The sequence below is a fragment of the Streptomyces fradiae genome, from assembly GCF_041270065.1.
Lineage (GTDB): Bacteria > Actinomycetota > Actinomycetes > Streptomycetales > Streptomycetaceae > Streptomyces.
In genome coordinates this window covers 3141049-3167696 of record NZ_CP065958.1, presented here as the reverse complement: position 1 = coordinate 3167696, position 26648 = coordinate 3141049, and the positions used below count along the sequence as shown (strand labels likewise).

Annotated in this window: 19 protein-coding genes and 1 tRNA gene; 8 read left to right on the top strand and 12 right to left on the bottom strand. The window is 72.1% G+C overall.

The genetic code is table 11. From position 1 onward, the window contains the following. Positions 1–98: 98 nt before the first annotated feature. Positions 99–2828 (top strand): phosphoenolpyruvate carboxylase, encoded by a 2730-nt coding sequence (gene ppc, locus JAO84_RS14205; protein ID WP_370413197.1) that lies wholly within the window; start codon positions 99–101, stop codon positions 2826–2828. A 78-nt stretch (positions 2829–2906) separates the two neighbouring features. Here ppc and JAO84_RS14200 read toward each other — a convergent pair whose 3' ends face one another. From JAO84_RS14200 to JAO84_RS14160, 9 genes are all read right to left on the bottom strand, one after another. Then, positions 2907–3629, bottom strand: coding sequence for an LPXTG cell wall anchor domain-containing protein (locus JAO84_RS14200; RefSeq protein ID WP_370413196.1), 723 nt, complete (start codon positions 3627–3629; stop codon positions 2907–2909). Between the two features lie 132 nt (positions 3630–3761). Beyond that, the gene (locus JAO84_RS14195; protein WP_370413195.1) at positions 3762–4205 is read right to left on the bottom strand and encodes a hypothetical protein; all 444 of its coding nucleotides are present in this window, start codon (positions 4203–4205) and stop codon (positions 3762–3764) included. Positions 4206–4246: 41 nt separating this feature from the next. Continuing rightward, positions 4247–4771, bottom strand: coding sequence for a DUF4232 domain-containing protein (locus tag JAO84_RS14190; protein WP_370413194.1), 525 nt, complete (start codon positions 4769–4771; stop codon positions 4247–4249). A 96-nt stretch (positions 4772–4867) separates the two neighbouring features. Beyond that, positions 4868–5464: an aminoacyl-tRNA hydrolase gene (pth, locus tag JAO84_RS14185; protein WP_370413193.1), complete on the bottom strand. Its 597-nt coding sequence runs from the start codon at positions 5462–5464 to the stop codon at positions 4868–4870. Positions 5465–5579: 115 nt separating this feature from the next. After that, positions 5580–6179: a 50S ribosomal protein L25/general stress protein Ctc gene (locus JAO84_RS14180; protein ID WP_370413192.1), complete on the bottom strand. Its 600-nt coding sequence runs from the start codon at positions 6177–6179 to the stop codon at positions 5580–5582. A gap of 262 nt (positions 6180–6441) precedes the next feature. Next, positions 6442–7416 (bottom strand): ribose-phosphate diphosphokinase, encoded by a 975-nt coding sequence (locus JAO84_RS14175; protein ID WP_265866271.1) that lies wholly within the window; start codon positions 7414–7416, stop codon positions 6442–6444. Between the two features lie 121 nt (positions 7417–7537). Next, positions 7538–8986, bottom strand: coding sequence for a bifunctional UDP-N-acetylglucosamine diphosphorylase/glucosamine-1-phosphate N-acetyltransferase GlmU (gene glmU / locus JAO84_RS14170; protein WP_370413191.1), 1449 nt, complete (start codon positions 8984–8986; stop codon positions 7538–7540). Positions 8987–9106: 120 nt separating this feature from the next. After that, positions 9107–9182, bottom strand: a tRNA-Gln gene (locus JAO84_RS14165). Between the two features lie 14 nt (positions 9183–9196). Beyond that, entirely contained in the window at positions 9197–10057 is an 861-nt protein-coding gene (locus JAO84_RS14160; protein WP_370413190.1) for a hypothetical protein, read from the bottom strand. Between the two features lie 153 nt (positions 10058–10210). Here JAO84_RS14160 and JAO84_RS14155 point away from each other — a divergent pair, with 153 nt between their 5' ends. After that, complete coding sequence (locus JAO84_RS14155; protein ID WP_370413189.1) at positions 10211–11572, top strand: sensor histidine kinase; 1362 nt, start codon at positions 10211–10213, stop codon at positions 11570–11572. A gap of 100 nt (positions 11573–11672) precedes the next feature. Here JAO84_RS14155 and JAO84_RS14150 read toward each other — a convergent pair whose 3' ends face one another. Further along, positions 11673–12185 (bottom strand): SUKH-3 domain-containing protein, encoded by a 513-nt coding sequence (locus tag JAO84_RS14150; protein ID WP_370413188.1) that lies wholly within the window; start codon positions 12183–12185, stop codon positions 11673–11675. Positions 12186–12194: 9 nt separating this feature from the next. After that, positions 12195–12719, bottom strand: coding sequence for a YwqJ-related putative deaminase (locus JAO84_RS14145; protein ID WP_265866266.1), 525 nt, complete (start codon positions 12717–12719; stop codon positions 12195–12197). A gap of 295 nt (positions 12720–13014) precedes the next feature. On the opposite strand from JAO84_RS14145, the gene JAO84_RS14140 reads away from it, so the two are divergent. The 3 genes from JAO84_RS14140 (at position 13015) to JAO84_RS14130 (ending at position 17644) form a co-directional block, all read left to right on the top strand. Next, complete coding sequence (locus JAO84_RS14140) at positions 13015–14019, top strand: SMI1/KNR4 family protein (RefSeq protein ID WP_265866265.1); 1005 nt, start codon at positions 13015–13017, stop codon at positions 14017–14019. Positions 14020–14026: 7 nt separating this feature from the next. Further along, positions 14027–16609, top strand: a complete 2583-nt coding sequence (locus tag JAO84_RS14135; RefSeq protein ID WP_370413187.1) for an SUKH-4 family immunity protein — start codon at positions 14027–14029, stop codon at positions 16607–16609. Positions 16610–16744: 135 nt separating this feature from the next. Further along, complete coding sequence (locus tag JAO84_RS14130; protein ID WP_370413186.1) at positions 16745–17644, top strand: cellulose-binding protein; 900 nt, start codon at positions 16745–16747, stop codon at positions 17642–17644. Positions 17645–17647: 3 nt separating this feature from the next. Here JAO84_RS14130 and JAO84_RS14125 read toward each other — a convergent pair whose 3' ends face one another. After that, the gene (locus JAO84_RS14125; RefSeq protein ID WP_370413185.1) at positions 17648–19201 is read right to left on the bottom strand and encodes an MFS transporter; all 1554 of its coding nucleotides are present in this window, start codon (positions 19199–19201) and stop codon (positions 17648–17650) included. A 329-nt stretch (positions 19202–19530) separates the two neighbouring features. Here JAO84_RS14125 and JAO84_RS14120 point away from each other — a divergent pair, with 329 nt between their 5' ends. The 3 genes from JAO84_RS14120 (at position 19531) to mfd (ending at position 26613) form a co-directional block, all read left to right on the top strand. Then, a complete protein-coding gene (locus tag JAO84_RS14120; protein WP_370413184.1) occupies positions 19531–20319 on the top strand; it encodes an ABC transporter ATP-binding protein in 789 nt (262 codons plus the stop codon). After that, positions 20316–22919, top strand: a complete 2604-nt coding sequence (locus JAO84_RS14115; RefSeq protein WP_370413183.1) for an ABC transporter permease — start codon at positions 20316–20318, stop codon at positions 22917–22919. Before JAO84_RS14120 ends, JAO84_RS14115 begins: the two co-directional genes overlap by 4 nt. A gap of 157 nt (positions 22920–23076) precedes the next feature. Then, entirely contained in the window at positions 23077–26613 is a 3537-nt protein-coding gene (gene mfd, locus JAO84_RS14110) for a transcription-repair coupling factor (RefSeq protein WP_370413182.1), read from the top strand. The last annotated feature ends 35 nt before the right edge of the window (positions 26614–26648 follow it).

Below are 26648 nucleotides of genomic sequence, written 5' to 3'. Positions count from 1 at the left end.
GCGGCGACGGACACCTATCCTGGGTGCGTCGGACAGCGCGGTCCGCAAGCCTCCAGTACCCCTCCAGACGTGCTCAAACACTGCAAGGAGCCGCACCTGTGAGCAGTGCCGACCAGACCTCCACCGCCAGCGCCGAGCTGCGCGCCGACATCCGCCGACTGGGCGACCTCCTGGGCGAGACCCTCGTCCGCCAGGAAGGCCCGGAGCTCCTGGAACTCGTCGAGAAGGTCCGCCGCCTCACCCGCGAGGACGGCGAGGCAGCCGCCGAGCTGCTGCGCGGCGTCGAGCTGGAGACCGCCGCCCGCCTCGTGCGCGCGTTCTCCACCTACTTCCACCTCGCCAACGTCACCGAGCAGGTCCACCGCGGCCGCGAGATGCGCGAGAAGCGCGCCGCCGAGGGCGGCCTCCTCGCCCGCACCGCCGACATGCTCAAGGACGGCGACCCCGCCCACGTACGCGAGACGATCAAGAACCTCAACGTACGGCCGGTGTTCACCGCCCACCCGACCGAGGCCGCCCGTCGCTCCGTCCTCAACAAGCTGCGCCGCATCGGGGCCCTCCTGGAGACCCCGGTCATCGAGGCCGACCGCCGCCGCGTCGACCTCCGCCTCGCCGAGAACATCGACCTCGTCTGGCAGACCGACGAACTCCGCGTCGTCCGCCCCGAGCCCGCCGACGAGGCCCGCAACGCCATCTACTACCTCGACGAGCTGCACGCCGATGCCGTCGGCGACGTCCTCGAAGACCTCGCCGCCGAACTGGAGCGCGTCGGCTTCGAGCTGCCCGCCGGCACCCGCCCGCTGACCTTCGGCACCTGGATCGGCGGCGACCGCGACGGCAACCCCAACGTCACCCCCCAGGTCACCTGGGACGTGCTCATCCTCCAGCACGAGCACGGCATCACCGACGCCCTCGAACTCGTCGACCACCTGCGCGGACTCCTCTCCAACTCCATCCGCTACGCCGGCGCGACCGAGGAGCTCCTGGAGTCCCTCCGGGCCGACCTGGAGCTGCTGCCCGAGATCAGCCCCCGCTACAAGCGCCTCAACGCCGAGGAGCCCTACCGGCTCAAGGTCACCTGCGTCCGCCAGAAGCTCCTCAACACCCGCGAGCGCCTCGCCAACGGCACCCCGCACCACGACGGCCGCGACTACCTCGGCACCGCCGAACTCCTCCGCGACCTCACCCTGATCCAGACCTCGCTGCGCGCCCACCGCGGCGGCCTGTTCGCCGACGGGCGGATGGACCGCACCATCCGCACCCTCGCCGCCTTCGGCCTGCAGCTCGCCACCATGGACGTCCGCGAGCACGCCGACGCCCACCACCACGCCCTCGGCCAGCTCTTCGACCGGCTCGGCGAGGAGTCCTGGCGCTACGCCGACATGCCCCGCGACTACCGGCAGAAGCTGCTCGCCAAGGAGCTCCGCTCCCGCCGCCCGCTGGCCCCCACCCCGGCCCCGCTCGACGCCGCCGGCGAGAAGACCCTCGGCGTCTTCCAGACCGTCAAGAAGGCCCTCGCCGTCTTCGGCCCCGAGGTCATCGAGTCGTACATCATCTCCATGTGCCAGGGCGCCGACGACGTCTTCGCCGCCGCCGTCCTCGCCCGCGAGGCCGGCCTCGTCGACCTGCACGCCGGCTGGGCCAAGATCGGCATCGTGCCGCTCCTGGAGACCACCGACGAGCTCCGCGCCGCCGACGTCATCCTCAACGACATGCTCGCCGACCCCTCCTACCGGCGCCTCGTCTCGCTCCGCGGCGACGTCCAGGAGGTCATGCTCGGCTACTCCGACTCCTCCAAGTTCGGCGGCATCACCACCAGCCAGTGGGAGATCCACCGCGCCCAGCGCCGGCTCCGCGACGTCGCCCACCGCTACGGCGTACGGCTCCGGCTCTTCCACGGCCGCGGCGGCACCGTCGGCCGCGGCGGCGGCCCCTCGCACGACGCGATCCTCGCCCAGCCCTGGGGCACCCTGGAGGGCGAGATCAAGGTGACCGAGCAGGGCGAGGTCATCTCCGACAAGTACCTGATCCCGTCCCTGGCGCGGGAGAACCTGGAACTGACGGTCGCCGCCACCCTCCAGGCCTCCGCCCTGCACACCGCGCCGCGCCAGTCCGACGACGCCCTCGCCCGCTGGGACGCGGCCATGGACACCGTCTCGGAGGCTGCCCACACCGCGTACCGCAAGCTCGTCGAGGACCCCGGCCTGCCGGCGTACTTCCTCGCCTCCACCCCCGTCGACCAGCTCGCCGACCTGCACCTCGGCTCACGGCCCTCGCGCCGCCCCGGCTCCGGCGTCTCCCTCGACGGACTCCGCGCCATCCCGTGGGTGTTCGGCTGGACCCAGTCCCGCCAGATCGTCCCCGGCTGGTTCGGCGTCGGATCCGGCCTCAAGGCACTGCGCGAGGCCGGCCTCGACGCGGTCCTCGGCGAGATGCACGAACGCTGGCACTTCTTCCGCAACTTCCTCTCCAACGTCGAGATGACGCTGGCCAAGACGGACCTGCGGATCGCCCGCCACTACGTCGACACCCTCGTCCCGGACGAGCTCAAGCACATCTTCGAGACCATCGAGGCCGAGCACGCGCTCACCGTCGCCGAGGTCCTCAAGGTCACGGGCGGCGAGCGCCTGCTCGACTCCAACCCGGTCCTCCAGCAGACCTTCGCCATCCGCGACGCCTACCTGGACCCCATCTCCTACCTCCAGGTGGCCCTCCTCGCCCGCCAGCGCACCGCCGCCGAACGCGGCGAGGACCCCGACCCGCTCCTCTCCCGGGCGCTGCTCCTCACGGTGAACGGCGTGGCGGCGGGCCTGCGCAACACCGGCTGATCCGGGCCCGATACGTACGACAGTGCCCCCGTGGATCTCTCCACGGGGGCACTGTCATGACGGCGCCGAGGCGTGACGTCAGTGCTGCTGGGCCTTGCGACGGCGGGTCACCAGGAAGGCACCGGCGGCCGCGAGGGCCACGGCGACACCGGCGATGATGCCGACGGGGGCGCTGGAGCCGGTCTCGGCGAGGTTGCCGGAGTCATCACCGTTGGAGCCGCTGTTGGCGCCACCGTTGGTGGTGCCGGCCGGGCTGGTCGCCGACGGGGTGCCGGACGGCGTGTCCGTGGAGCCGGGGGTGCCCGGGGTGCCGGTGGACGGGGTGCCGGACGGCGTACCCGACGGGGTGCCGTTGCTCGGGGTGCCCGACGGGGTGCCGGGGTTCTCCTCGTCCTCGCAGTCGACCCAGAACGCCTTGTGCTTGCCGGCGCCGTTCTCGTTGTCGAACTTCCAGGTCAGCTTGTAGTGACCGTCGGGGAGGGAGATGTCCGCCGTGCGCTCGTGGCCGGAGCCGTCGAGTGTCAGCGCACCCTTGGTGCCTTCCAGGTCCTTGGTCGGAGCCTGGCCCTTGATGACCCAGTCGACCTTCTGAGCGCCGTCGAACTTGAAGCCGTCCAGGTAGAACGTGCACACGTGCGGCTCGTTCTTCATGAGCTCTTCGCCGGTCTTGGCGTCGTGGATCTTGACGGTGCCGTTGTCGCCCTGGGGCTTGCCGTTGGCCGAGGCCACCGGGGCGAGCAGGAGAGAGGCCGCGGTGATGGTGCTGACGACCGTGGCGGCGGAAATGAGGGAACGTCGCATAGGGCTGCTGTCCATCTGATGAGGGATGCCGAGTGGGAGGTGGCGGGGGCAGCCTATCCATCGCTTTAAGTCACGTTTAACCCAAGGGGCGATAACGATTCGGCGGGAACCGGCCACAGTGTCTGAAAACGACTAGAGCGCGAAGAACGCCCCCAGCAACAACACCGCCCCCACCCCCGCCACCGACCACGCCGTCCGCACCAACCGCAGCCCGCCGCCCACCAACGGCGCCGCCAGCAACAGCGCACCGCCCAGCGGCAGCCACGCGTGCAGACCGCCGCCCCAGCCCGTACGGACCGCCTCGTCCGTACCCGGCTTGACGACCACCGGCAGCGTCTCGCCCTTCTCCGCCGCCACCGAATGCGCGATCGTCACCGTGTGACGCGACGAGGCCGGGTCGTCCGGCACATAACGCCCGCTGCACGTCTCGTCGTTGCAGCCCGTCACCGTCAACACGCCGTGCTCCCGGCCCTTCGAAAGCAGCACGTGCTGAGCCGTCTGCCAGGACGTCCACGCCCCGGCGACGACGAGAAGCAGGGCGACGAGGACCATGGCGGCGTTACGGGCATGCGTCATGACCCGCGATCGTACAGTCGTACCCCGAACGCGCCAGGCGCCTACCGCAGCCGGGCCGGGCCGATCCGGACGTCGTCCCCGCAGATCTGGGCGGGCACATGCCGGCCCTTCGCGTCGGTCAGCTCCGCCGGGGTGCCGTGGTCGTCCGGAGCCGGGTGCGGCGGATACACGTACAACGACGGGTCGAGAACACCGTCCATGAAGCAGTAGTCCGAGTCGGGCTCCGGGTCGTAGAACAGCGCGAAATCGGCCGTCTCGCCCGGCTCCAGGACCACACGGTCCGGCGTCTCCCTCCCCGGCTGCGGCTTCGCCGTCGTGCCCTGCGCCTTACCGACGTGGGCGTCGAGCTCCGGATAGCCGTCCAGGGCACACGGGGCGCCGCCCTTGTTCGTCGCGCTGAGCACGGCGGCCGGCTCCTCCCGACCGTCACCGGACGTACGGGTCGCCTTCCAGCGCAGGTCCGCCGTCCCGCAGTGCGCCGCGCCGTCCCGGCCGCCGCCACAGGCGACCGCTCCCGTCAGCAGCGCCATGCCAAGGACCACGACCGCGACCGTCCTCCGCGCCATCGGGCCGACCCGCCTTTCCCCCGGTGGGGCTCTCCCCGCCCCTCGCGGGCAGGAAGATGCGCCGTCACCCGCGAAGGTTCCGCCCCGGTCCGGCGGCTACGCGTTGTACGCCGACTGCGCCCGCTCCAACCCCTCCGTCACCAGGCACTCCACCGCGTCCGCCGCCCGGTCCACGAAGTAGTCGAGCTCCTTGCGCTCGGTCGACGAGAAGTCCTTCAGGACGAAGTCCGCGACCTGCATCCGGCCCGGCGGCCGGCCGATGCCGAACCGCAGCCGGTGGTACTCCGCGCCCATCGACTTCGTCATCGACTTCAGCCCGTTGTGGCCGTTGTCGCCGCCGCCGATCTTCAGCCGCAGCACCCCGTAGTCGATGTCGAGCTCGTCGTGGATCGCCACGACGTGCGCCGTCGGCACCTTGTAGAAGTCGCGCAGCGACGTCACCGGACCGCCCGACAGGTTCATGTACGACATCGGCTTCGCCAGTACCACCCGGCGGCCCGCCGGCCCGGGCGGGCCGATCCGCCCCTCCACGACCTGCGCCTGCGCCTTGCCCGCGCGCTTGAACTTGCCGCCGATCCGGTCGGCCAGCAGGTCCGCCACCATGAAGCCCACGTTGTGCCGGTTGCCCGCGTACTCAGGGCCCGGGTTGCCGAGGCCGACGATCAGCCAGGGGGCGTTCGCGTCGTCCGTCATCTGCGTCTCGTCTCCTCGTATTCGTACAGATCCATACCGGCACAGGCACAGGCACAGAGAAACGGGGTGGCGGGCCGTGGCCCGTCACCCCGTCACGTCAAGCAGAGCCTACGGCTCAGGCCTCGGCGCCCTCGGCGGCCTCGCCCTCGGCACCCTCGGCGGCCGGCTCCTCGGCCTGCGCGGCCAGGACCTGCAGGACGACGGCGTCGGCCTCGGTCACCAGGGTCACGCCGGACGGCAGGACGACGTCCTGCGCCAGGACGGAGGCACCGGCCTCCAGGCCCTCCACGGAGACGGTGAAGGACACCGGCAGGTGGGTGGCCTCGGCCTCGACCGAGAGGGTGTTCAGAACGTGCTCGAGCAGGTTGCCACCGGCGGCCAGCTCGCCCTCGGCGACGACCGGAACCTCGACGGTGACCTTCTCGCCGCGCTTCACGAGAAGCAGGTCGACGTGCTCAAGGAAGCCCTTCAGCGGGTCACGCTGGACGGCCTTCGGGATGGCCAGCTCGGAGCCCTTGCCCTCGATGTCCAGGGACAGCAGGACGTTCGGGGTACGGAGCGCCATGCCGGTCTCGTGGGTCGGCAGCGCCAGGTGGATCGGGTCAGAGCCGTGGCCGTACAGAACGGCGGGAACCTGGGCGGCGCGACGCAGCTGGCGGGCGGCGCCCTTGCCGAACGTGGTGCGGACGGACGCGGTGAGCTTCACCTCGGACATGTGCACTCCTCGTGTGGTGCGGTGACGGATGCGACTGTCACCCGGCCCGACTGGCGTGGGCCTGCTACGAAGAGCGCGTCGATAACGGACCGCCGGAACCGTGCGTACGCCGTACGCGCGTCCGGCCTCCCTCGCCGAGCAACCACGACAGTCTAACGGCGACGACTCCGGGGCCCAAATGGATCACCGCGGCCCCCATGGATCAACGGCGAAGGGCCGCCTCCCCGGAGGGAAACGGCCCTTCACCATCGCTCTAAGAGGCTCAGTGCTCCTCGAACAGGCTCGTCACCGAACCGTCCTCGAACACCTCGCGCACCGCGCGGGCGATCGTCGGCGCGATGGACAGGACCGTGATCTTGTCCAGCTCCAGCGAGCTCGGGTCCGGCAGCGTGTCCGTGAACACGAACTCGCTCACCTTCGAGTTCTTCAGCCGGTCCGCGGCCGGACCGGACAGAATGCCGTGCGTCGCCGTCACGATGACGTCCTCCGCACCGTGCGCGAACAGCGCGTCCGCGGCGGCGCAGATCGTGCCCGCGGTGTCGACCATGTCGTCCACCAGGACACACACACGGCCCTTCACGTCACCGACGACCTCGTGCACGGTCACCTGGTTGGCGACGTCCTTGTCACGGCGCTTGTGGACGATCGCCAGCGGCGCGTCCAGACGGTCGCACCAGCGGTCGGCGACACGCACGCGGCCGGCGTCCGGCGACACGATCGTCAGCTTCTCGCGGTCGACCTTCGCACCCACGTAGTCCGCGAGGACCGGCAGCGCCGACAGGTGGTCCACCGGACCGTCGAAGAAGCCCTGGATCTGGTCCGTGTGCAGGTCCACGGTCAGAATCCGGTCCGCACCCGCCGTCTTCAGCAGATCGGCCACCAGACGGGCCGAGATCGGCTCACGGCCACGGTGCTTCTTGTCCTGACGCGCATAGCCGTACGACGGCACGATCACGGTGATGCTCCGGGCCGAGGCCCGCTTCAGAGCATCGATCATGATCAGCTGCTCCATGATCCACTTGTTGATCGGAGCCGTGTGGCTCTGGATCAGGAAGCAGTCCGCGCCACGCGCCGACTCCTGGAAGCGGACGTAGATCTCACCGTTGGCGAAGTCGAACGCCTTGGTCGGAACGATGCCGACACCCAGCTGGTGTGCGACCTCCTCGGCCAGCTCGGGGTGGGCGCGGCCGGAGAAGAGCATCAGCTTCTTCTCGCCGGTCGTCTTGATCCCGGTCACAGCACTGTCTCCTCGACGGTTTCTCTGGCCGCGGATCCCCGCGCTCCCGTGCGCGCGTGCGAGCCAGCCGAATTTGTGTGCACGTATCACGGTACGCCGAGTTCGACGTACTCGTTTCCGGTCAGCTTTCGCCTGCGGACTTCTCTGTGGCATTCACCGCGGCCTGCGCGGCCGCGCTGCCAGGGCGCTTTCGAGCCACCCAACCCTCGATATTCCGCTGCTGGCCACGGGCGACGGCCAGGGCGCCGGGCGGCACGTCCTTGGTGATGACGGACCCGGCAGCGGTATAGGCACCGTCCCCGATGGTGACAGGAGCCACAAACATGTTGTCCGAACCCGTCTTGCAGTGCGAGCCCACCGTCGTGTGGTGCTTCGTCTCGCCGTCGTAGTTCACGAAGACACTCGCCGCACCGATGTTGGTGTACTCGCCGATGGTCGCGTCGCCCACGTACGACAGATGGGGGACCTTCGTCCCCTCACCGATGACGGCCGCCTTCATCTCGACGTACGTACCCGCCTTGGCCTTCGCGCCCAGATTCGTCCCCGGACGCAGATACGCGTATGGGCCCACCGAAGCGCCCTCGCCCACCACCGCCGTGTCCGCCACCGTGTTGTCCACGCGGGCGCCGCGCGCCACCGTAGTGTCCTTCAGGCGCGTGTTCGGACCCACCACCGCGTCCTCCGCGATGTGCGTCGCGCCGAGGAGAAGGGTGTTCGGCAGGATCGTCGCGTCCGCCTCGAAGGTCACCGTCACGTCCACGAACGTCGACGCCGGGTCCACGACCGTCACACCCGCGAGCATCGCCCGCTCGAGCAGCCGCGCGTTCAGCAGGGCGCGGGCCTCCGCCAGCTGCACCCGGTTGTTGATCCCCAGGATCTCCCGGTGGTCCGCCGCCACCGACGCGCCCACCCGGTGCCCCGCCTCGCGCAGGATCGACAGCACGTCCGTCAGGTACTCCTCGCCCTGACTGTTGTCCGTCCGCACCTTGCCGAGCGCGTCCGCGAGCAGCGCGCCGTCGAACGCGAACACGCCGGAGTTGATCTCCTTGATCGCGCGCTGCTCGTCCGAGGCGTCCTTGTGCTCCACGATCTCGGTCACCGCGCCCGACGCCGGGTCGCGCACGATCCGCCCGTAGCCCGTCGAATCCGGCACCTCGGCGGTCAGCACCGTCACGGCGTTGCCGTCCGCGGCGTGCGTGCCGGCCAGCGCGCGCAGCGTCTCGCCCGACAGCAGCGGCGTGTCGCCGCACACCACGACCACGGTCCCCTCGGGCGTCCGCCCCAGCTCCTGCAGCGCCATCCGCACCGCGTGCCCGGTCCCGTTCTGCTCCTCCTGCACGGCGGTCCGCGTCCCCGCGTACCGCTCGTCCAGGTGCCCCTTCACCAGCTCCCGCGCATGCCCGACGACCACGACCAGGTCCTCCGGCTCCAGCTCACGGGCGGCGGACACGACATGCCCGACGAGCGAACGCCCGGCGATCTCGTGCAGAACCTTGGGGGTCTTCGACTTCATGCGGGTGCCCTCACCCGCTGCGAGGACGACGACGGCGGCCGGGCGGTTGGCGCTCACGGGGATGCCCTTCGGCTTCGGGTGGCTGGACCACCGAAGGATACCGGGGGGTGTCGTGCGGGGAACGAGGAAGGGCCCCGACCTGGGAGGTCGGGACCCGAACCGAGGTCTTGTGTGCTGTGGCTCCCCCGCAAGGATTCGAACCTTGTCCTGCTAGATCCAAAATCTAGTGTGCTGCCAGTTACACCACGGGGGACAGCGCCTCAGACCTTACCGGAGACGTGCTTCGGCCTGGGTCACGATTCCGGCCCACCACCCCTCGATTCGGAGGTACAGATCTGCGCTCTTGGCCACGTCGACCACGAGGCAGCCGTGGTAGCCATCACCGGTGTTGTGGCGGACGGTCTTCGGGTTGTGCTTCTTGAGCGTCGGCTTCGAGAAGGCCGAAGCGTCGGTGCCGACGATGGAGGCCCAATATCGATGTGCTGCGTTCACATCGGCGGACTCGTGGATGAGGATCCGGAAGCCGAGTCGATCCTGGTCGATGCCGAGTAGATCGAGCCACGCGAGATAGAGCTTGACCACGCCAGGATCGCTGTTGACGAAGACGACCCGCTCTCGTCGGGAGTACGGCTTGCTCTTGGCGCCCTCCGCCCAGTACAGGGCTACGCCCGCCATGAACAGCTCGCGATCCGGGAGCTCTCCGACCTCGTGCCGGGCCGAAGACCTGATTCGCCCCCGCTCTTCGTCGCGTGCGCTTCGCAACTTCGCCAGCCCCTCGTTCATGAGGGCCCGCTGCTCCTCGGGCGTATAGCGAGCCGCCGGCTTCGGCAGGTCCCGTACCCACAGCGAGATCGAGCTCTTCGAGCAGCCCAGCTCGACCTGGATCTGGTCGTACGTCTTCCCCTCCAGGCGCAGCTCGCGGGCGCGGGCGCGGAGGTCGTCCTTGGCGTTGGGGCGGCGGGTCCAGTCCGGTGGCGGCTCGCCCTTCACCAGCCTGTGGAGCATGTCGTTGTTGTAGATCTGCAGGCGGTCGCGGATCTGGCGGAGGCTGAGGCCCTCGCGGCGCAGGGCGACGGCCCGCTCGCGAAGGCCTTCGAAGTCGGCGTACCGGCTCGTTTCGGGTGTCATGCGAACACCGTCGTCCGGAATGCGAACGTCCGGGTCGAAAACCCTGTCGATTCAATAGTTCGAGGGACTGGTGTCCACGCGTGTTGACGGGCGCCGCTCCCGGGCCCCGCAGCGGAGGGAAAAACGGTGGCCCTCGCCCGTAGGGTGGAAGGCATGACCACAACGGGGGCAGAGCGGGACGCGGCGGGCGTGGAAGGGGGGCGGCGGGGCTGGGGGTGGTGGGGGAGACGGCGTAGTGCCGTGCTTGATGTCTCGCTGGCCGTGGTGTCGGCGCTGGAGTGCGGGCTCGAGGGGGTCGGGTTCGCCGAGAAGGCGTCGTTGCCGGTGCCCCTGGGGGTGTTGTTCGGGCTCGTGGTCGGGTCCGTGCTCGTGGTGCGGCGGCGGTGGCCGATCACCGTGGTGCTGGTCTCGATCGCGGTCACGCCCGCCGAGATGGGCTACCTCATGGGCCTGGTCGGCCTGTACTCGCTGGCCGCGTCCGAGGTGCCGCGCCGGTTCACGGCGGCGCTCGCCGGTATGTCGACGGCCGCCGTGTACATCGTGACCGTGGTGCGGATGCGGGCGGACGTCGCGCAGGCCGATGTGGGGCAGGCGGATTTCGATCCGAGTGGCTGGTACGTGCCGGTCATGTCGCTGCTCCTCACCCTCGGGCTCAACGCCCCGCCGTTGCTGCTCGGCCTCTACATAGGGGCGCGGCGGCGGCTGATGGAGTCGTTGCGGGAGCGGGCGGACAGTCTGGAGCAGGAGTTGTCGCTGCTCGCGGACCGGGCCGAGCAGCGGGCGCAGTGGGCGCGGCAGGAGGAGCGGACGCGGATCGCGCGCGAGATGCATGACGTGGTGGCGCACCGGGTGTCGTTGATGGTGGTGCACGCGGCGGCGCTGCAGGCGGTGGCGTTGAAGGATCCGCAGAAGGCGGTGAAGAACGCGGCGCTGGTGGGTGACATGGGCCGGCAGGCGCTGACGGAGCTGCGGGAGATGCTCGGGGTGCTGCGCGAGGAGGCGCCGGCCGTGCCCGCGGCCCCCGTCGCGGCTCCGCTCGCCGCCGTCGGCCGGGCCGCCGCCGCTGCGGCGGAGGCGGCCGCGCAGGACGGCGGGCCCTGCCTGGACGCGCTCCCGGACCTGGTCGAGCAGTCGCGGCAGGCCGGTGCGGTCGTGGAGTTCGTGGTGATGGGGGAGGCCCGGGTGTACGGGGCCGAGGTCGAGCAGACGGCGTACCGGGTGGTGCAGGAGGCGTTGACGAACGTCCACAAGCACGCGGCGGGCGCCGAGGTCGTGGTGCGGCTCGCGCACCGGGAGGCCGAGGTCGCGATGCAGGTGGAGAACGGTCCTTCGGACGCGGGCGCGGCGGCCGCGGATCTGCCGAGCGGCGGGAACGGCCTGGTCGGCATGCGGGAGCGGGTGACCCGGCTCGACGGTGCGTTCGTGTCCGGGCCGACGGACGCGGGCGGCTTCCGGGTGAGCGCGGTGCTGCCGGTGGCGGCGGCCGCCGAGGTCGTACCTCAGCGGTCCGCGTAACGGCAGCCCGCGTACGTACGGACGGAGCTCGGTCCCGTAACGACGTAACGGCAGCCCTGCCCGTACGAGAAGGGCGCGCCCCCGCCCGTACGAGAGGCGCTCAGCCCCCCGCCGTCAGCCGCGTCGGCAGCGTCCCCGTGATCAGTGTCGCGAGCGCCGTGTCGATGTCCCGGCCCACGTACCAGTCGCCGGTGTGGTCGACGCTGTAGACCCGGCCCTCCATGTCCATCGCCAGGACCGCGCGCTGCTCGCTGTCTCCGCCTTCCTCGCCCAGCTCCTCGCCCAGGGGCGCCAGCTCGGTGTCGAGGGCGCGGCCGAGGTCGCCGAGGGTGCGGGCGAGGTGGAGGCCGGTGAGGGGGTCGAAGCGGAGGGTGGCGGGGGCTATCTGCCGGCCGTGGCCGGGGGCGGTGACGCGCAGGCCGCCGAATTCGGCCCAGGCCTCGACGACGGCGGGGAAGACGCTGTGCCGGTGGCCGCCGGGGGAGACGTGGCCGCGCAGGGTGTCGGCCCACTGTTCGGCGAGCTTTATGTCCCAGCGGCCGGGCTGCCAGCCGGCCTCGCGCAGGGCGGCGTCGATGTTGACCGGGAAGCGGGTGCTGCGGAGATCGGGCATGGGTGGCGGTCAGCTGTTCTGGGTGGTGGTCGGGTCGACCGTACGGACTCCGAAGTGCGCGAGCATCGCGCTGCACGAGCGGCAGGGCGCGGCGTAGCTGCCGTGCAGCGGGTCGCCGTCCTCGCGGATGCGGCGCGCCGTGAGCTTGGCGTGCTTGAGGGAGCGGCGGGCCTCGCTGTGGGTGAGCGGCTTGCGCTGGGCGCGCTTGGAGCGGGCGCCCTCGGTGGCGGTGAGGTGCCGGGACAGCAGGATGGCCTCGGGGCAGCGTCCGGTGAAGCGTTCGCGCTGGCTGCTGGTGAGGGTGTCGAGGAAGTCCTGGACGAGTGGGTGGAGGGTGGGTGCGGTCTCGCCGCGTGCGGCGGTGCACGTGAGGGTGGTCTCGCCGCGGACGGAGAGGGCGGCGCCGACGGTGGGCAGGATGCCGTCGCGGCGGTGGCGCAGTAAGGGGGCGCGAGCGGTGTCGGCGTCGTTGCCCCAGATGAGGCGTGGGTCACCCTGCGTGGGCGCTGGTGCTGGTGTGGTGCTTGCGTGCATGGTGCTGGTTTTCCCCTCCTGCAATCCCCCGAGTTGCGTGAACAGCCTGCCAAACGCGGTGCCCGATGGGGAAGCTGGGGCGCGGAAACGTGCTTTCGGTGTGTCGGAATCATGGTGGCGTCGTCATGCCGTCGTGACACTTGGTCACCGTTGGTGACGGTGCGGGGGGTGGGGGCGGTGGTGCCGGGGCGGGCCGGGTCGGCAGTCGTGGGCAGCGCTTAGGCTGTGCGGACCAGCCAGGGACAGTAGAAGCAGCCACGCACTAGCAGGCACAGCCACTCAGGGGGCAACCGCCATGACGACAGGTCGGCTCGGCCAGGACATCGCGCCGCCGCCGAACGCGGCGTACGCCGGTCAGGTCGTGCACTTCCCGGATCCGGTCCGGGCCTCCCGGCATCCTAGAGGGGTGCGGGTGGACGAGCGCGGCTTTCCGGACTTTTCTCCGTACGCGCGGGCGGCGGCGGAGATCGCCGATCCGCCGGAGGGCTTCGGTGTCGACGAACTGCGCCTGACGGACTACGTGTCGGCGAACGCGGCGCTCGCCGCGACCGGGCACGAGCTGTGGGACACGATTCCGGCGGTGGCGACGCCGCACGGCTGGACCTGGCACCACGTGGCGGGCACCCGCCGGCTCGAGCTGGTCCCGGTCGAGGTGAAGGCGCTGCTGCGGCACCACGGCGGGGTGGCGACGGCGGTCGGCGTGGACCAGTCGAAGCGCGGTACGCGTCCGCTGCAGGAGACCCGGCCGGTGCACTTCGGGCTGCCGAAGCGTGTGGTGGCGGTGTCGGAGCAGCAGGTGCAGGGCGTGGAGGAGGACCTGGGCTACCGGCTGCCGGGGGCGTACCGCTCGTTCCTGAAGGCGGCGGGCGGCAGTGCTCCGGTGGGCACGGCGCTCGACGCGGAGCTGGGTGTCCTGGTCGACCAGCCGTTCTTCACGCTGCGCGAGGAGGCGGGGATCAATGACCTCGTCTATGTCAACAAGTGTCTGCGGGACCATCTGACGAAGGACTATCTGGGCGTCGCCTTCGTGCAGGGTGGTCTGCTCGCGGTGAAGGTACGGGGTCAGGGCACCGGTTCGGTGTGGTTCTGCCCGTACGACGACGCCCGTGACGCCGGTGAGTTGGCGGCGGCGTGGACGGTGAACGAGCGGGTGGAGCGGCTGCTGCTGCCCTGCGGCGCGGATTTCGACGCCTTCCTGCAGCGGCTCGCGGGCAGTCCGCCGGAGCTGGAGACGGTGGCGAACCTGATGGTGGACGGCGGCTTCGCGCGCGCCGTTCCCGTGGTCCCGGTGGGGGAGTGAACTGGCTGTGGTGACGTTCGCGCAGGCGCAGGAGCGCGCCGAGGAGTGGATCAACGGCGACGTGCCGGCGTATCTGCACCGTGAGGTGCGGGTGCGGGAGTTCGGGCTCGGGTTCGTGGTCTGGGCGGAGGACCGGGAGGAGGCGCCGACCCCGGACGGGGGGCGCCAGCGCCTGGTCATCGCGCGGGACAGCGGTGAGGCGACGCTGTGGCCGGGGCTGCCGGTGGGTGAGGTGATCCGCCGTTACGAGGAGGAGTACGGGGCTTCCGCCGAGGCGGCGGCCCCGGCGGCGGCGCCGGCGGCGCGGGTCGATCTGAACCAGACGTCGTTCCTGCTGAGTCCGCCGGAGTGGCTGCAGGAGGCGGCGGACAAGATCGGTCTGCCGCCGGTGGAGTCGAACGCCTCGCAGGCGTCGGCGGGTGCCTCGTCGGAGAGCGCGTCGTCGACCCCGGCGGCGGGGCTTCCGTCCGCGGCGCCGGCGGCCGAGCCGTCGGAGGAGGCGTCGGAGCCGGTGGCGGCGGCGGCTCCGGTGGAGCCGGTGGTCGAGCCGGTGGCGGTGGAGCCGGTGGAGCCCGCTGAGCCTGCTGCGGTCGAGGCCGTGGAGGCCGTCGAGGAGTCGGGTGAGCCGGAGGCCCCGGCTCCGGCCGTGCCCGCGCCCGCGACGCCGGCGAGCCCGTGGGCGGACGCCAACGCCAGTTCGGGCGGCGCCGACGGAGCCGTACCGCTGCCGGCGACGGTGTTCGCGCCGCCGCTGACGGGCGCGGACGACGAGGACGCGCCGCCGCCGGTGGTGGGTGCGGACGCGCCCACGGCGCTGATGAAGGGCGGCAGCGCGCTGCCGGCGACCGCCATCGCCCCGCGCCTGAACCCGGACGGCAGCTTCGGTCAGGGCGGCCCGCTCGCCCCGCCGCCGGCGACCCCGCCCGCTCCCGCTACGCCGCCGGCGGCCCCGGCGGCCCCGGCGGCTTCCGCCCCGCCGGCTTCCGCCGGTGCGGCGGACATCGCCAACGCCGCGACCAGCAAGGCCACGCCGCCGCCCGGCGGTTATGTGCGCACCCAGCTGGTGTCGCAGCTGCCCGGCGGCACGCCGGTCCCGCCCGGTCCGCCCGGTGCGCCCGGTGCGCCGACGCCCCCCGGTCCGCCTGGTCCGCCGACGCCGCCGCCGGCCGTGCACCAGGCCGCGACGATGCTCGCGCACCCCGACCAGCTGGGCCCGGGTGGCCCGGCTTCGTCGGGTGGTCCGGGTACGCCGCCGCCTCCGCCTCCGCCGCCGGGTGTTCCGGGTGGGGGTACGCCTCCGGGCGGGGTCGCGCACGCGGCGACGATGCTGGCCCAGCCCAGCCAGCTGGGCCCGGGTGGTCCGGCTTCGTCGGGTGGTCCGGGTACGCCGCCGCCTCCGCCTCCGCCGCCGGGTGTTCCGGGTGGGGGTACGCCTCCGGGCGGGGTCGCGCATGCCGCGACGATGCTCGCGCAGCCCAGCCAGATGGGTGGCCCGGCCGGGCCGCCCCCGCCGCCGGGACCCGCGCCCGCGCCGCTCGGGCAGCCCGGGCCGCCGCCCGGACCGCAGCAGGCGGGCCCCGGTGGTGCGTACGGCTATCCGCAGCCGCAGCCGACCGGTCTGCCGACCGTCGGCCCCGGCTACCAGGCGGTGCTGCGCTACCGCGCGCCCGACGGTTCGGAGCAGCAGATCATCCGCCGCTCCGCGCCGGGCACCCCGCACCCCGAGTGGCAGATCCTGCACGAGCTGCGCGCCATGAACGTGCCGCCGCAGCAAGTGCTCGAACTGCACACGGAGTTGGAGTCCTGTGAGCTGCCGGGCGGTTACTGCGCGCGGATGATCCGGGAGACCTGGCCGCAGGCGCGGATCACCAACATCGCGCCGTACGGCCGGGATCACGCCGGACGTCAGCAGGGCATGCGCCAACTGCTCACCCATCAGGGCGAGTTGCACCAGGTCGCGGACGGCCCGGCGCGGCCCGCGCCGGTGCGGGCGCCGCTGCCGCAGGTGCAGCCGGCCCCGCCGCTGCCGCCGGACGGCGTGGCGCAGGAGCTGGCCGGGGCGTTCGGCCCGGGCATCCTGCGCTTCGACCAGCGCGCGGTGTCCCGGCAGGGCGTGCCGGAGGTGGTGGCGGTGACGCTCGTGTGGGCGGGTCTGCCGGCCGACTTCGGTCCGTTCTTCTGGGCGCAGCCGGCGATGCCGGTGGTGCCGACGCTGGCGGAGCTGGCGGCGCAGCGGCAGGTGCAGCCGGCGCCGGACGCGAGCTCGTACCTGGTGCTCGGTTCGGACTTCGGCCGGGCGATCTGTGTCCAGTACGGGACGGCGAACATCGTGGCCGTGCCGGTGGAGGCCGGTCCCGGCGGGCAGTCGGTGCCGCCGCAGTTCGTGAACACGGGGCTGCCCGAGTTCACGCGCTGCCTGGCGCTGCTCGGCCGGATGTGGCGGCTGCGGTTCGGGCTCAACCCCGAGCAGGCGGGCCGCTGGACGGTCGACTTCCAGGCGCAGCTGGCGATGCTGGACCCGGCGGCGCTCGCGTCGCCGGAGAACTGGTGGTCGGTGCTCCTGGAGCAGATGTGGGACGGCCTGCTCTGACCAGGACTGACGCGTCGGCGTAGACGCAATGTGATGAAAGGCGCTCGATGCGTATCCGTATCGAGCGCCTTTTGTCCGTTCTGATGCCGCATCCTTGATGTTTGAGGACATAAGGGAGTCGAAGGGGCGTCAGGGATGAGTTTCTCGGTCGGATTCTCCGGAGGATTCGGGCGCGGGCGCGGCTACCGGCCCGAGCAGGTCGACCGCTTCCTGGCCGCCCTGTCCGCGGAGCGCGACGCGGCCCATGAGCGGGCGGCCCGGCTCGCCGTCCTCGCCGAGGAGACGGAGGCGGAGGCGGCCCGGCTGCGCGAGGCGGTCGCGGCCCTCGCCCCGCAGCGCTACGAGTCCCTGGGGGCGCGGGCCCGCGAGATCCTGGAGCTCGCGGAGGCCGAGGACGAGGCGCTCGTACGGGACGCGGAGGCCGCGGCGCGGGAGCTCGCCGGGGCGGCTGAGGCGGCCGGCCGGGAGGCGGCCGAGGCGGCGCAGGCGTACGCGGAAGGGGTCCGCTCGGCGGCCGACGCGGCGGCCCGGGCGACCCTGAAGGCCGCCGCCGGGCGCGCCGAGGCGCTGACCACGGTCGCCCGCCGCGACGCCGACGAGCAGCGGGAGGAGGCCCGTACCGCCTTCGAGGCCACCGGGCGCGAGGCCGCCGCCCTCCTGGCGAAGCAGCACGAGGAGCACACGGCCCGGCGGGAGGAGGCCGACCGTGAGGCGGTGGCCCGGCTGGCCGCGCAGCAGGCCCGGCACGCGGAGCTCGACGAACGCGCCGAGGGCGTACGGGCCGAGGCCGACCGGCAGCTCGCCGAGACGGAGGAGGCGGCCCGGCACGGGCAGGAGGACGCGGACGCCGCCGCGGCGGAGCTGCTCGCCGCGGCGCGGCTCGAACGGGAGCGGATCGAGCGGGCGACGGAGCGGGTGCTGCGGGAGCACGAGGAGGCGCGGGACGAGATCCACGCGCACATGGAGCACATCCGGGCCTCCCTCGCGGCCCTGACGGGCCGGGTGGCGGGCCCGGACCCGGACCCCGAGGACTGAGGTCTACGGCTTGGGGCCGGCCGGCTCGGGATCCGCGGTCTGCTCCTTCAGGACCGGGAAGCGGCGCGGCGCGATCGTCAGGAGGACGACGAGGGCCAGGGCGGCCGCGCCGGCGGCGCCCAGGTAGACGTAGTCGACGGCGGTGTCGACCGCGCGGCGGATCCGGTCGGTGGTGTTCAGGGCGTGGGCGAGGGTGTCGAGGTCCGTGTCGGCGCCCAGGCGCGCGGCCAGGACGCCGTTGGCGACGGCGCCGAAGAGCGCGGCGCCCACGCTCTGGCCGACCTGGCGGACGAAGAGGACGGAGGCGGTGGTGGTGCCGCGCTCCTCGTACGGGACGGTCGACTGCACGCCGACCATCAGCGGCAGCTGGAACAGGCCGAGGGCCGCGCCGAGCAGCAGCATCAGGAGCGTGGGCTGCCAGGGCTCGCCGGGGAACGGCAGCAGCGGGAAGGCGAGCAGCAGGAGCAGGGCGAGGGAGATCCCCAGGATCGCCGTGTTGCGGAAGCCGATGCGGGTGTAGACCCGGTTCGAGAAGGCGGCGCTGATGGGCCAGCTCAGGGTCCAGGAGGACAGGACGAAGCCGGCGGCGATCGGGCCGAGGCCGAGCACGGACTGCGCGTACGTCGGCAGGAAGACGGTCGGCGCGACCATGAGCAGGCCGAGGGCGCCGAGGGAGAGGTTGACGGCGGCGATCGTGCGGCGGCGCCAGACCCAGCCGGGGATGATCGGTTCGGCCGCGCGGCGCTCGATCACGACGGTGAGGGCGGCGAGGGCGGCGGCCGCGCCGAGCAGGCCCAGGGACGGCGCGGAGAGCCACGGCCAGGCGACGCCGCCCTGGACGAGCGCGGTGATGAGCACGGCTCCGGTGGCGAAGATCGCGAGCGCCCCGGCCCAGTCGATCCGCACGCGCGCGTGGGGCGGGGCGCCGGCCACGCGCGCGTGGGGCGCGGTGCGGGCGGGTGCCGCCAGGTGGCGGGCGATCAGCCAGAGGGCGAGCAGGCCGACGGGCACGTTGACGAGGAAGATCCAGCGCCAGTCGGCGTAGCCGGCGAGCACGCCGCCGACGGCCGGTCCGGCCACCGAGGAGGCGGCCCACACGGAGGACAGGCGCGCCTGGATCCGCGGGCGTTCCTTCAGCGGGTAGAGGTCGGCGGCGATCGTCTGGACCGTGCCCTGGAGGGCGCCGCCGCCGAGGCCCTGGACGACGCGGAAGGCGATCAGGGAGCCCATGCTCCACGCGGAGGCGCACAGCACGGAGCCGATCAGGAAGAGCACGATGCCCGCGATCAGCACCGGTTTGCGGCCGAAGGTGTCGCTGAGCTTGCCGTACACCGGGAGCGTCACCGTCACGGCGAGCAGATAGCCGGAGAACAGCCAGGAGAAGACGGAGAGCCCGCCGAGGTCGCCGACGATCTGGGGGACGGCCGTGGCCACGATCGTGCCGTCGAGCGCGGCGAGCGCCATGCCCAGCATCAGGGCCGCGACGACCGGCCCGCGCCGGGTGCCGTCCGCCCCCGCCCCCTTCGCCGCCTGCCGTCTCGTGGTCGCCTCGGACACCCGGACCGCTCCTCTCCCGCCCCGTACGCCAGACGGATGCTTCGTACATCTAAGTGCGCCCGGATCAGCCTCTCACCCCGACCAGGGGTGGAGGAACCCCTAGGGGCATCTCCCCCATACAGCCCAGGGACGCTTCGTTCCGGCGGAGGACGAGCCGGAGCCCCTTCCGTCCTTAGCTTGTTCTTACGAAGAGCGGTGCTCCGCCGGTGCGGCCCTGTGGATATCCCCAGGACGAAGAGTGCGCCTGGCACCAGTGCCCCGGCCCCCGCTCCCCGACCAGACTCGAACGCGGAACACCACCGCGTATACGCAGACATAGGAGACATACCGTGACTTCGGCTGTGACCATCCCCGCGCACGGGGGTACGGGAGGGCGGACGGCCGTCGCCGCGCGGGCGCGACAGGTCGTCAAGGCCTACGGGACCGGCGAGACCCGGGTCGTCGCGCTCGACCACGTCGACGTGGACATCGACCGCGGCCGGTTCACCGCGATCATGGGGCCCTCCGGCTCCGGCAAGTCCACCCTCATGCACTGCCTCGCCGGCCTCGACACCGTGTCCTCCGGGCAGATCTTCCTCGACGAGACCGAGATCACCGGCCTCAAGGACAAGAAACTCACCCAACTGCGGCGCGACCGCATCGGGTTCATCTTCCAGGCCTTCAACCTGCTGCCCACCCTGAACGCCCTGGAGAACATCACGCTGCCCATGGACATCGCGGGCCGCAAGCCGGACCGGGAATGGCTGCGGCGGGTCGTCGACACCGTCGGCCTCGCCGGGCGCCTCAGCCACCGGCCCAACCAGCTCTCCGGCGGCCAGCAGCAGCGCGTCGCCGTGGCCCGCGCGCTCGCCGCACGCCCCGAGATCATCTTCGGTGACGAGCCGACCGGAAACCTCGACTCCCGCGCCGGCGCCGAGGTCCTCGGCTTCCTGCGCCAGTCCGTCGACGAGCTCGGCCAGACCATCGTCATGGTCACCCACGACCCCGTCGCCGCCTCCTACGCCGACCGGGTCCTCTACCTCGCCGACGGGCGCATCGTCGACGAGATGCACTCCCCGACTGCCGACCAGGTCCTGGACCGCATGAAGGACTTCGACGCGCGCGGGCGGACCTCATGAGCGGCACCGTCCTCAAGACCTCGCTGCGCAACTTCTTCGCGCACAAGGGCCGCATGGCGCTCTCCGCCGTCGCCGTCCTCCTCTCCGTCGCCTTCGTCTGCGGCACCCTGGTGTTCAGCGACACCATGAACACCACCTTCGACAAGCTCTTCGCCACCACCGCCTCCGACGTCACCGTCAGCCCCGCGAACGCCGCCGCGAACGACGAGATCCCGCAGACCGGCCGCCCCGCCACGCTGCCCGCCGCGCTCGTCGAGCAGATCAAGGGCGTCGAGGGCGCCCGCGACGTCCGGGGCGCGGTCAACTCGATGTCCGTCACCGTCGTCGACGCGGCCGGCGAGAACGTCGGACCGACCTCCGGCGCCCCCACCATCGCCGCCAACTGGACGCCCAACGAACTGCGTTCGGTCGAGATCGCCTCCGGCCACGCACCGCGCGGCCCCACCGAGGTCCTCGTCGACTCCGGCACCGCCGACAAGCACCACCTGAAGATCGGCGACGAGCTGCGCACCATCGCCGTCACCGGCGACTTCACCGCGAAGATCTCCGGCATCGCCGAGTTCAAGGTCACCAACCCCGGCGCCACCCTCGTCTGGTACGACACCGCCACCGCCCAGCGCGAACTCCTCGGCAAGGAGGGCCTGTTCACCCAGATCACGGTCGAGGCGGCGGACGGCGTCAGCGACGAGACCCTGAAGGCCGCCGTCGCGAAGAAGCTCGCCGACCCCAAGGCCGCTCCCCAGGGCGGGCACTACAAGCTGCAGACCGCCGCCGAGGCCACCGACGCCGGCCGCGAGGACGTCGCCGGCTTCCTCGACGTCATGAAGTACGCGATGCTCGGCTTCGCCGGAATCGCCTTCCTCGTCGGCATCTTCCTCATCGTCAACACCTTCTCCATGCTGGTCGCCCAGCGCACCCGCGAGATCGGCCTCATGCGGGCCATCGGCTCCAGCCGGCGCCAGATCAACCGCTCCGTCCTCGTCGAGGCGCTGCTCCTCGGCGTCGTCGGCTCGGCCGCCGGTGTCGCCACCGGCGTCGGCCTCGCCGTCGGCCTGATGAAGCTCATGTCCCAGATGGGCATGGAGCTGTCCACCCAGGACCTCACCGTCCGCTGGACCACCCCGGTCGTCGGCATCGTCCTCGGTGTCGTCGTCACCCTCCTCGCCGCTTTCGTGCCCGCCCGCCGGGCCGCCAAGGTCTCCCCGATGGCCGCCCTGCGCGAGTCCGGCACCCCCGCCGACGCCCGGGCCGGCAAGGTCCGCGGCGCCCTCGGTCTCGTCCTGACCGCCGCCGGCGCCGGCGCGCTGTTCGCCGCCACCCGCGCCGAGGAGTCCGCCCCCGGCTCGATGTGGCTGGGCCTCGGCGTGGTCCTCTCGCTGCTCGGCTTCGTCGTCGTCGGACCGCTGCTCTCCGGGGCCGTCGTCCGCGCCCTCGGCGTCGTCGTCCTGCGGATCTTCGGCCCGGTCGGCCGGATGGCCGAACGCAACGCCCTGCGCAACCCGCGCCGCACCGGCGCCACCGGCGCCGCCCTGATGATCGGCCTCGCGCTCGTCGCCTGCCTCTCCGTCGTCGGCTCCTCGATGGTCGCCTCCGCGACCGAGGAGCTCGACAAGTCCGTCGGCGCCGACTTCATCGTCCAGTCCACCAACGGCCAGCCCGTCGTCCCACAGGCCCAGGCCGCCGTCGAGAAGGCCGCCGGCCTCGACCACGTCACCGAGTACAAGTGGGTCGAGGTCACGGTGACCGACCCGAAGGGCAAGGCCGAGAAGACCGGCCTGGTCGCCGCCGACCCCTCGTACGCCCAGGACGTGCGCCGCGACACCACCGCCGGCACGCTCTCCGACGCGTACGGGCCGGGCGCCATGTCCGTCGGCAGCAAGTACGCCGGCGAGCACGGCGTGAAGCTCGGCGACCGCCTCACCGTCGCCTTCCCCGGCGGCCGGCAGGCGGCACTGCGGGTCGCGGCGATCACGTCCGACGACAACAACATCGACAAGGGCGTGAAGTACACCAGCATCGCCACCGCGGCGCAGTACGTGCCGGCGGAGCAGCTGCCCCGCAGCATGATCGTCTTCGCCACGGCCAAGGACGGCCAGGAGGAGGCCGCGTACAAGGCCCTGAAGGCCGCCCTCAAGCCGTACCCGCAGTACAAGGTCGCCGACCAGGCCGACTACAAGAAGGACCTCCAGGACCAGGTCGGCCAGCTCCTCAACATGGTGTACGGGCTGCTCGCCCTCGCGATCGTCGTCGCCGTCCTCGGGGTCGTGAACACCCTCGCCCTCTCCGTCGTCGAGCGGACCCGCGAGATCGGCCTCATGCGCGCCATCGGCCTCTCCCGCCGCCAGCTGCGCCGCATGATCCGCCTGGAGTCGGTCGTCATCGCCCTCTTCGGCGCGCTTCTGGGCCTCGGCCTGGGCCTGGGCTGGGGCACGGCGGCCCAGCAGCTCCTCGCCCTGGAGGGCCTGGGCGTCCTGGAGATCCCCTGGCCGACCATCGTCGGCGTCTTCGTCGGCTCGGCCTTCGTGGGCCTCTTCGCCGCCCTGGTCCCGGCCTTCCGGGCGGGCCGGATGAACGTCCTGAACGCGATCGCGACGGAGTAGACGACGGAGTAGGTACGGACGGGGACCGGCCCCGTTCCTCGGCGGGTGTCGGTGGGGCGACGTAGGCTGGGAAACCCCCGGCCCGTACGACGTGTCGGGCGGTTCGCGTTGCCCACACGCCGGGATGGCGTAGCCCACACGCCGGGATGGAAGACCCATGAGCCTGCACGGTCTGCTTGACGTCGTCGTCCGAGACGCCGCCCTCGCCGAGGCGGTGACGGCCGCCCGCGACGGCAACCGCATGCACGTCGACCTCGTCGGCCCGCCCGCCGCCCGCCCCTTCGCGGTCGCCGCGCTCGCCCGCGAGTCCGGCCGGCCCGTGCTCGCCGTGACGGCGACCGGCCGCGAGGCCGAGGACCTGGCGGCGGCGCTGCGCTCGCTGCTCGACCCGGACACGGTCGTCGACTACCCGTCCTGGGAGACCCTGCCGCACGAGCGCCTGTCGCCCCGCTCCGACACCGTCGGCCGCCGCCTCGCCGTGCTCCGCCGGCTCGCCCACCCGTCCGCCGACGACCCGGCCGCCGGGCCGGTCAGCGTCGTCGTCGCGCCCATCCGCTCCGTACTCCAGCCGCAGGTCAAGGGCCTCGGGGACCTGGAGCCGGTGGCACTGCGGACCGGACAGACCGCCGACCTGAACGAGATCGTCGAGGGCCTGGCGGCCGCCGCGTACTCCCGGGTCGAGCTGGTCGAGAAGCGCGGCGAGTTCGCTGTCCGCGGCGGCATCCTCGACGTCTTCCCGCCCACCGAGGAGCACCCGCTCCGGATCGAGTTCTGGGGCGACGACGTCGAGGAGATCCGTTACTTCAAGGTCGCCGACCAGCGCTCCCTCGAAGTCGCCGAGCACGGCCTGTGGGCCCCGCCCTGCCGTGAGCTGCTGCTCACCGACGCCGTACGGGAGCGGGCGGCGGCGCTCGCCGAGCAGCACCCCGAGCTGGGCGAACTGCTCGGAAAGATCGCCGAGGGCATCGCCGTCGAGGGCATGGAATCCCTCGCCCCGGTCCTCGTCGACGACATGGAGCTGCTGCTCGACGTCCTGCCCAAGGGCTCGATGGCCGTCGTCTGCGACCCGGAGCGGGTGCGGACCAGGGCCGCCGACCTGGTGGCGACCAGCCAGGAGTTCCTGCAGGCCTCGTGGGCGGCGACGGCGGGCGGCGGCGAGGCGCCGATCGACGTCGGCGCGGCCTCGCTGTGGGGGATCGCGGACGTACGGGACCGGGCGCGCGAGCTGGACATGATGTGGTGGTCCGTGTCCCCGTTCGCGGCGGACCTCGCCGACGAGACCGTGGGTGCGGACACGTTGAAGCTGGGCATGCACGCCCCGGAGACGTACCGCGGCGACACCGCCCGCGCGCTCGCCGACACCAAGGGCTGGCTGGCCGACGGCTGGCGCACGGTGTACGTGACGGAGGCGCACGGCCCGGCCTCCCGTACGGTCGAGGTGCTCGGCGGCGAGGGCATCGCCGCCCGCCTGGACGCGGACCTGGCCGAGATCGCCCCGTCCGTCGTGCACGTCGCCTGCGGCTCGATCGACTACGGCTTCGTGGACCCGGCGCTCCAGCTCGCCGTCCTGACCGAGACCGACCTGTCCGGGCAGAAGGCGGCCGGCAAGGACGGCCAGCGGATGCCGGCCAAGCGCCGCAAGACGATCGACCCGCTGACCCTGGAGGTCGGCGACTACATCGTGCACGAGCAGCACGGCGTCGGCCGCTATCTGGAGATGGTGCAGCGCACCGTCCAGGGCGCCACCCGCGAGTACCTGCTCGTCGAGTACGCCCCCGCCAAGCGCGGCCAGCCCGGCGACCGCCTCTACATCCCCACCGACCAGCTGGAGCAGGTCACCAAGTACGTGGGCGGCGAGGCCCCGACCCTGCACCGGCTCGGCGGCGCCGACTGGACGAAGACCAAGGCGCGCGCGAAGAAGGCGGTCAAGGAGATCGCCGCCGACCTCATCAAGCTCTACAGCGCCCGGATGGCGGCCCCCGGCCACGCCTTCGCCCCCGACACCCCCTGGCAGCGCGAGCTGGAGGACGCCTTCCCGTACGCGGAGACGCCCGACCAGCTGTCGACCATCGCCGAGGTGAAGGAGGACATGGAGAAGACGGTCCCGATGGACCGCCTGATCTGCGGCGACGTCGGCTACGGCAAGACGGAGATCGCGGTACGGGCGGCCTTCAAGGCCGTCCAGGACGGCAAGCAGGTCGCCGTCCTCGTCCCCACCACCCTGCTCGTGCAGCAGCACTTCGGCACCTTCTCCGAGCGCTACGGCCAGTTCCCGGTCAACGTCCGGGCGTTGTCCCGCTTCCAGACCGACACCGAGTCGAAGGCGACCCTGGAGGGGCTGAAGGACGGCGCGGTCGACGTCGTCATCGGCACCCACCGCCTGTTCTCCTCCGAGACGAAGTTCAAGGACCTGGGCCTGGTCATCGTCGACGAGGAGCAGCGCTTCGGCGTCGAGCACAAGGAGCAGCTGAAGAAGCTCCGCGCCAACGTCGACGTGCTCACCATGTCCGCGACCCCGATCCCGCGCACCCTGGAGATGGCGGTGACCGGCATCCGCGAGATGTCGACGATCACCACCCCGCCGGAGGAGCGGCACCCGGTGCTCACCTTCGTCGGCCCGTACGAGGAGAAGCAGATCGGCGCGGCCATCCGCCGCGAACTGCTGCGCGAGGGCCAGGTCTTCTACATCCACAACCGCGTCGAGTCCATCGACCGGGCGGCGGCGCGGCTGCGCGAGATCGTGCCGGAGGCGCGGATCGCGACCGCGCACGGCCAGATGTCGGAGCAGGCCCTGGAGCAGGTCGTCGTCGACTTCTGGGAGAAGAAGTTCGACGTGCTCGTCTCGACGACGATCGTCGAGTCCGGCATCGACATCTCCAACGCCAACACCCTCATCGTGGAGCGCGGCGACAACTTCGGCCTCAGCCAGCTGCACCAGCTGCGCGGCCGGGTCGGCCGAGGCCGCGAGCGCGGCTACGCGTACTTCCTCTACCCGCCGGAGAAGCCGCTCACCGAGACCGCGCACGAGCGGCTCGCGACCATCGCCCAGCACACCGAGATGGGCGCGGGCATGTACGTGGCGATGAAGGACCTGGAGATCCGTGGCGCGGGCAATCTGCTCGGCGGCGAGCAGTCCGGCCACATCGCGGGCGTCGGCTTCGACCTGTACGTACGGATGGTCGGCGAGGCCGTCGCCGACTACCGGGCGTCCCTGGAGGGCGGGGTGGAGGAGGAGCCGCCCCTGGAGGTCAAGATCGAGCTCCCGGTCGACGCGCACGTCCCCCACGACTACGCGCCGGGCGAGCGGCTGCGCCTCCAGGCCTACCGCGCCATCGCCTCCGCCAACTCGGAGGCCGACATCAAGGCCGTACGGGAGGAGCTCACCGACCGCTACGGCAAGCTGCCCGAGCCCGTCGAGAACCTCCTCCTCGTCGCCGGCCTGCGCATGCTGGCCCGCGCCTGCGGGGTCGGCGAGATCGTCCTCCAGGGTCCCAACATCCGCTTCGCCCCGGTGGAGCTGCGCGAATCGCAGGAGCTGCGCCTCAAGCGCCTCTACCCGCGCACGGTCATCAAGCCGGCCGTCCACCAGATCCTGGTGCCGCGCCCGACGACCGGGAAGATCGGCGGGAAGCCGGTGGTGGGCCGCGAACTGCTGGCGTGGACGGGCGAGTTCCTGACGGAGATCCTCAGCTAGGCGCTGGTGTACGAGGTACGGCGAGGGGTCGCCCC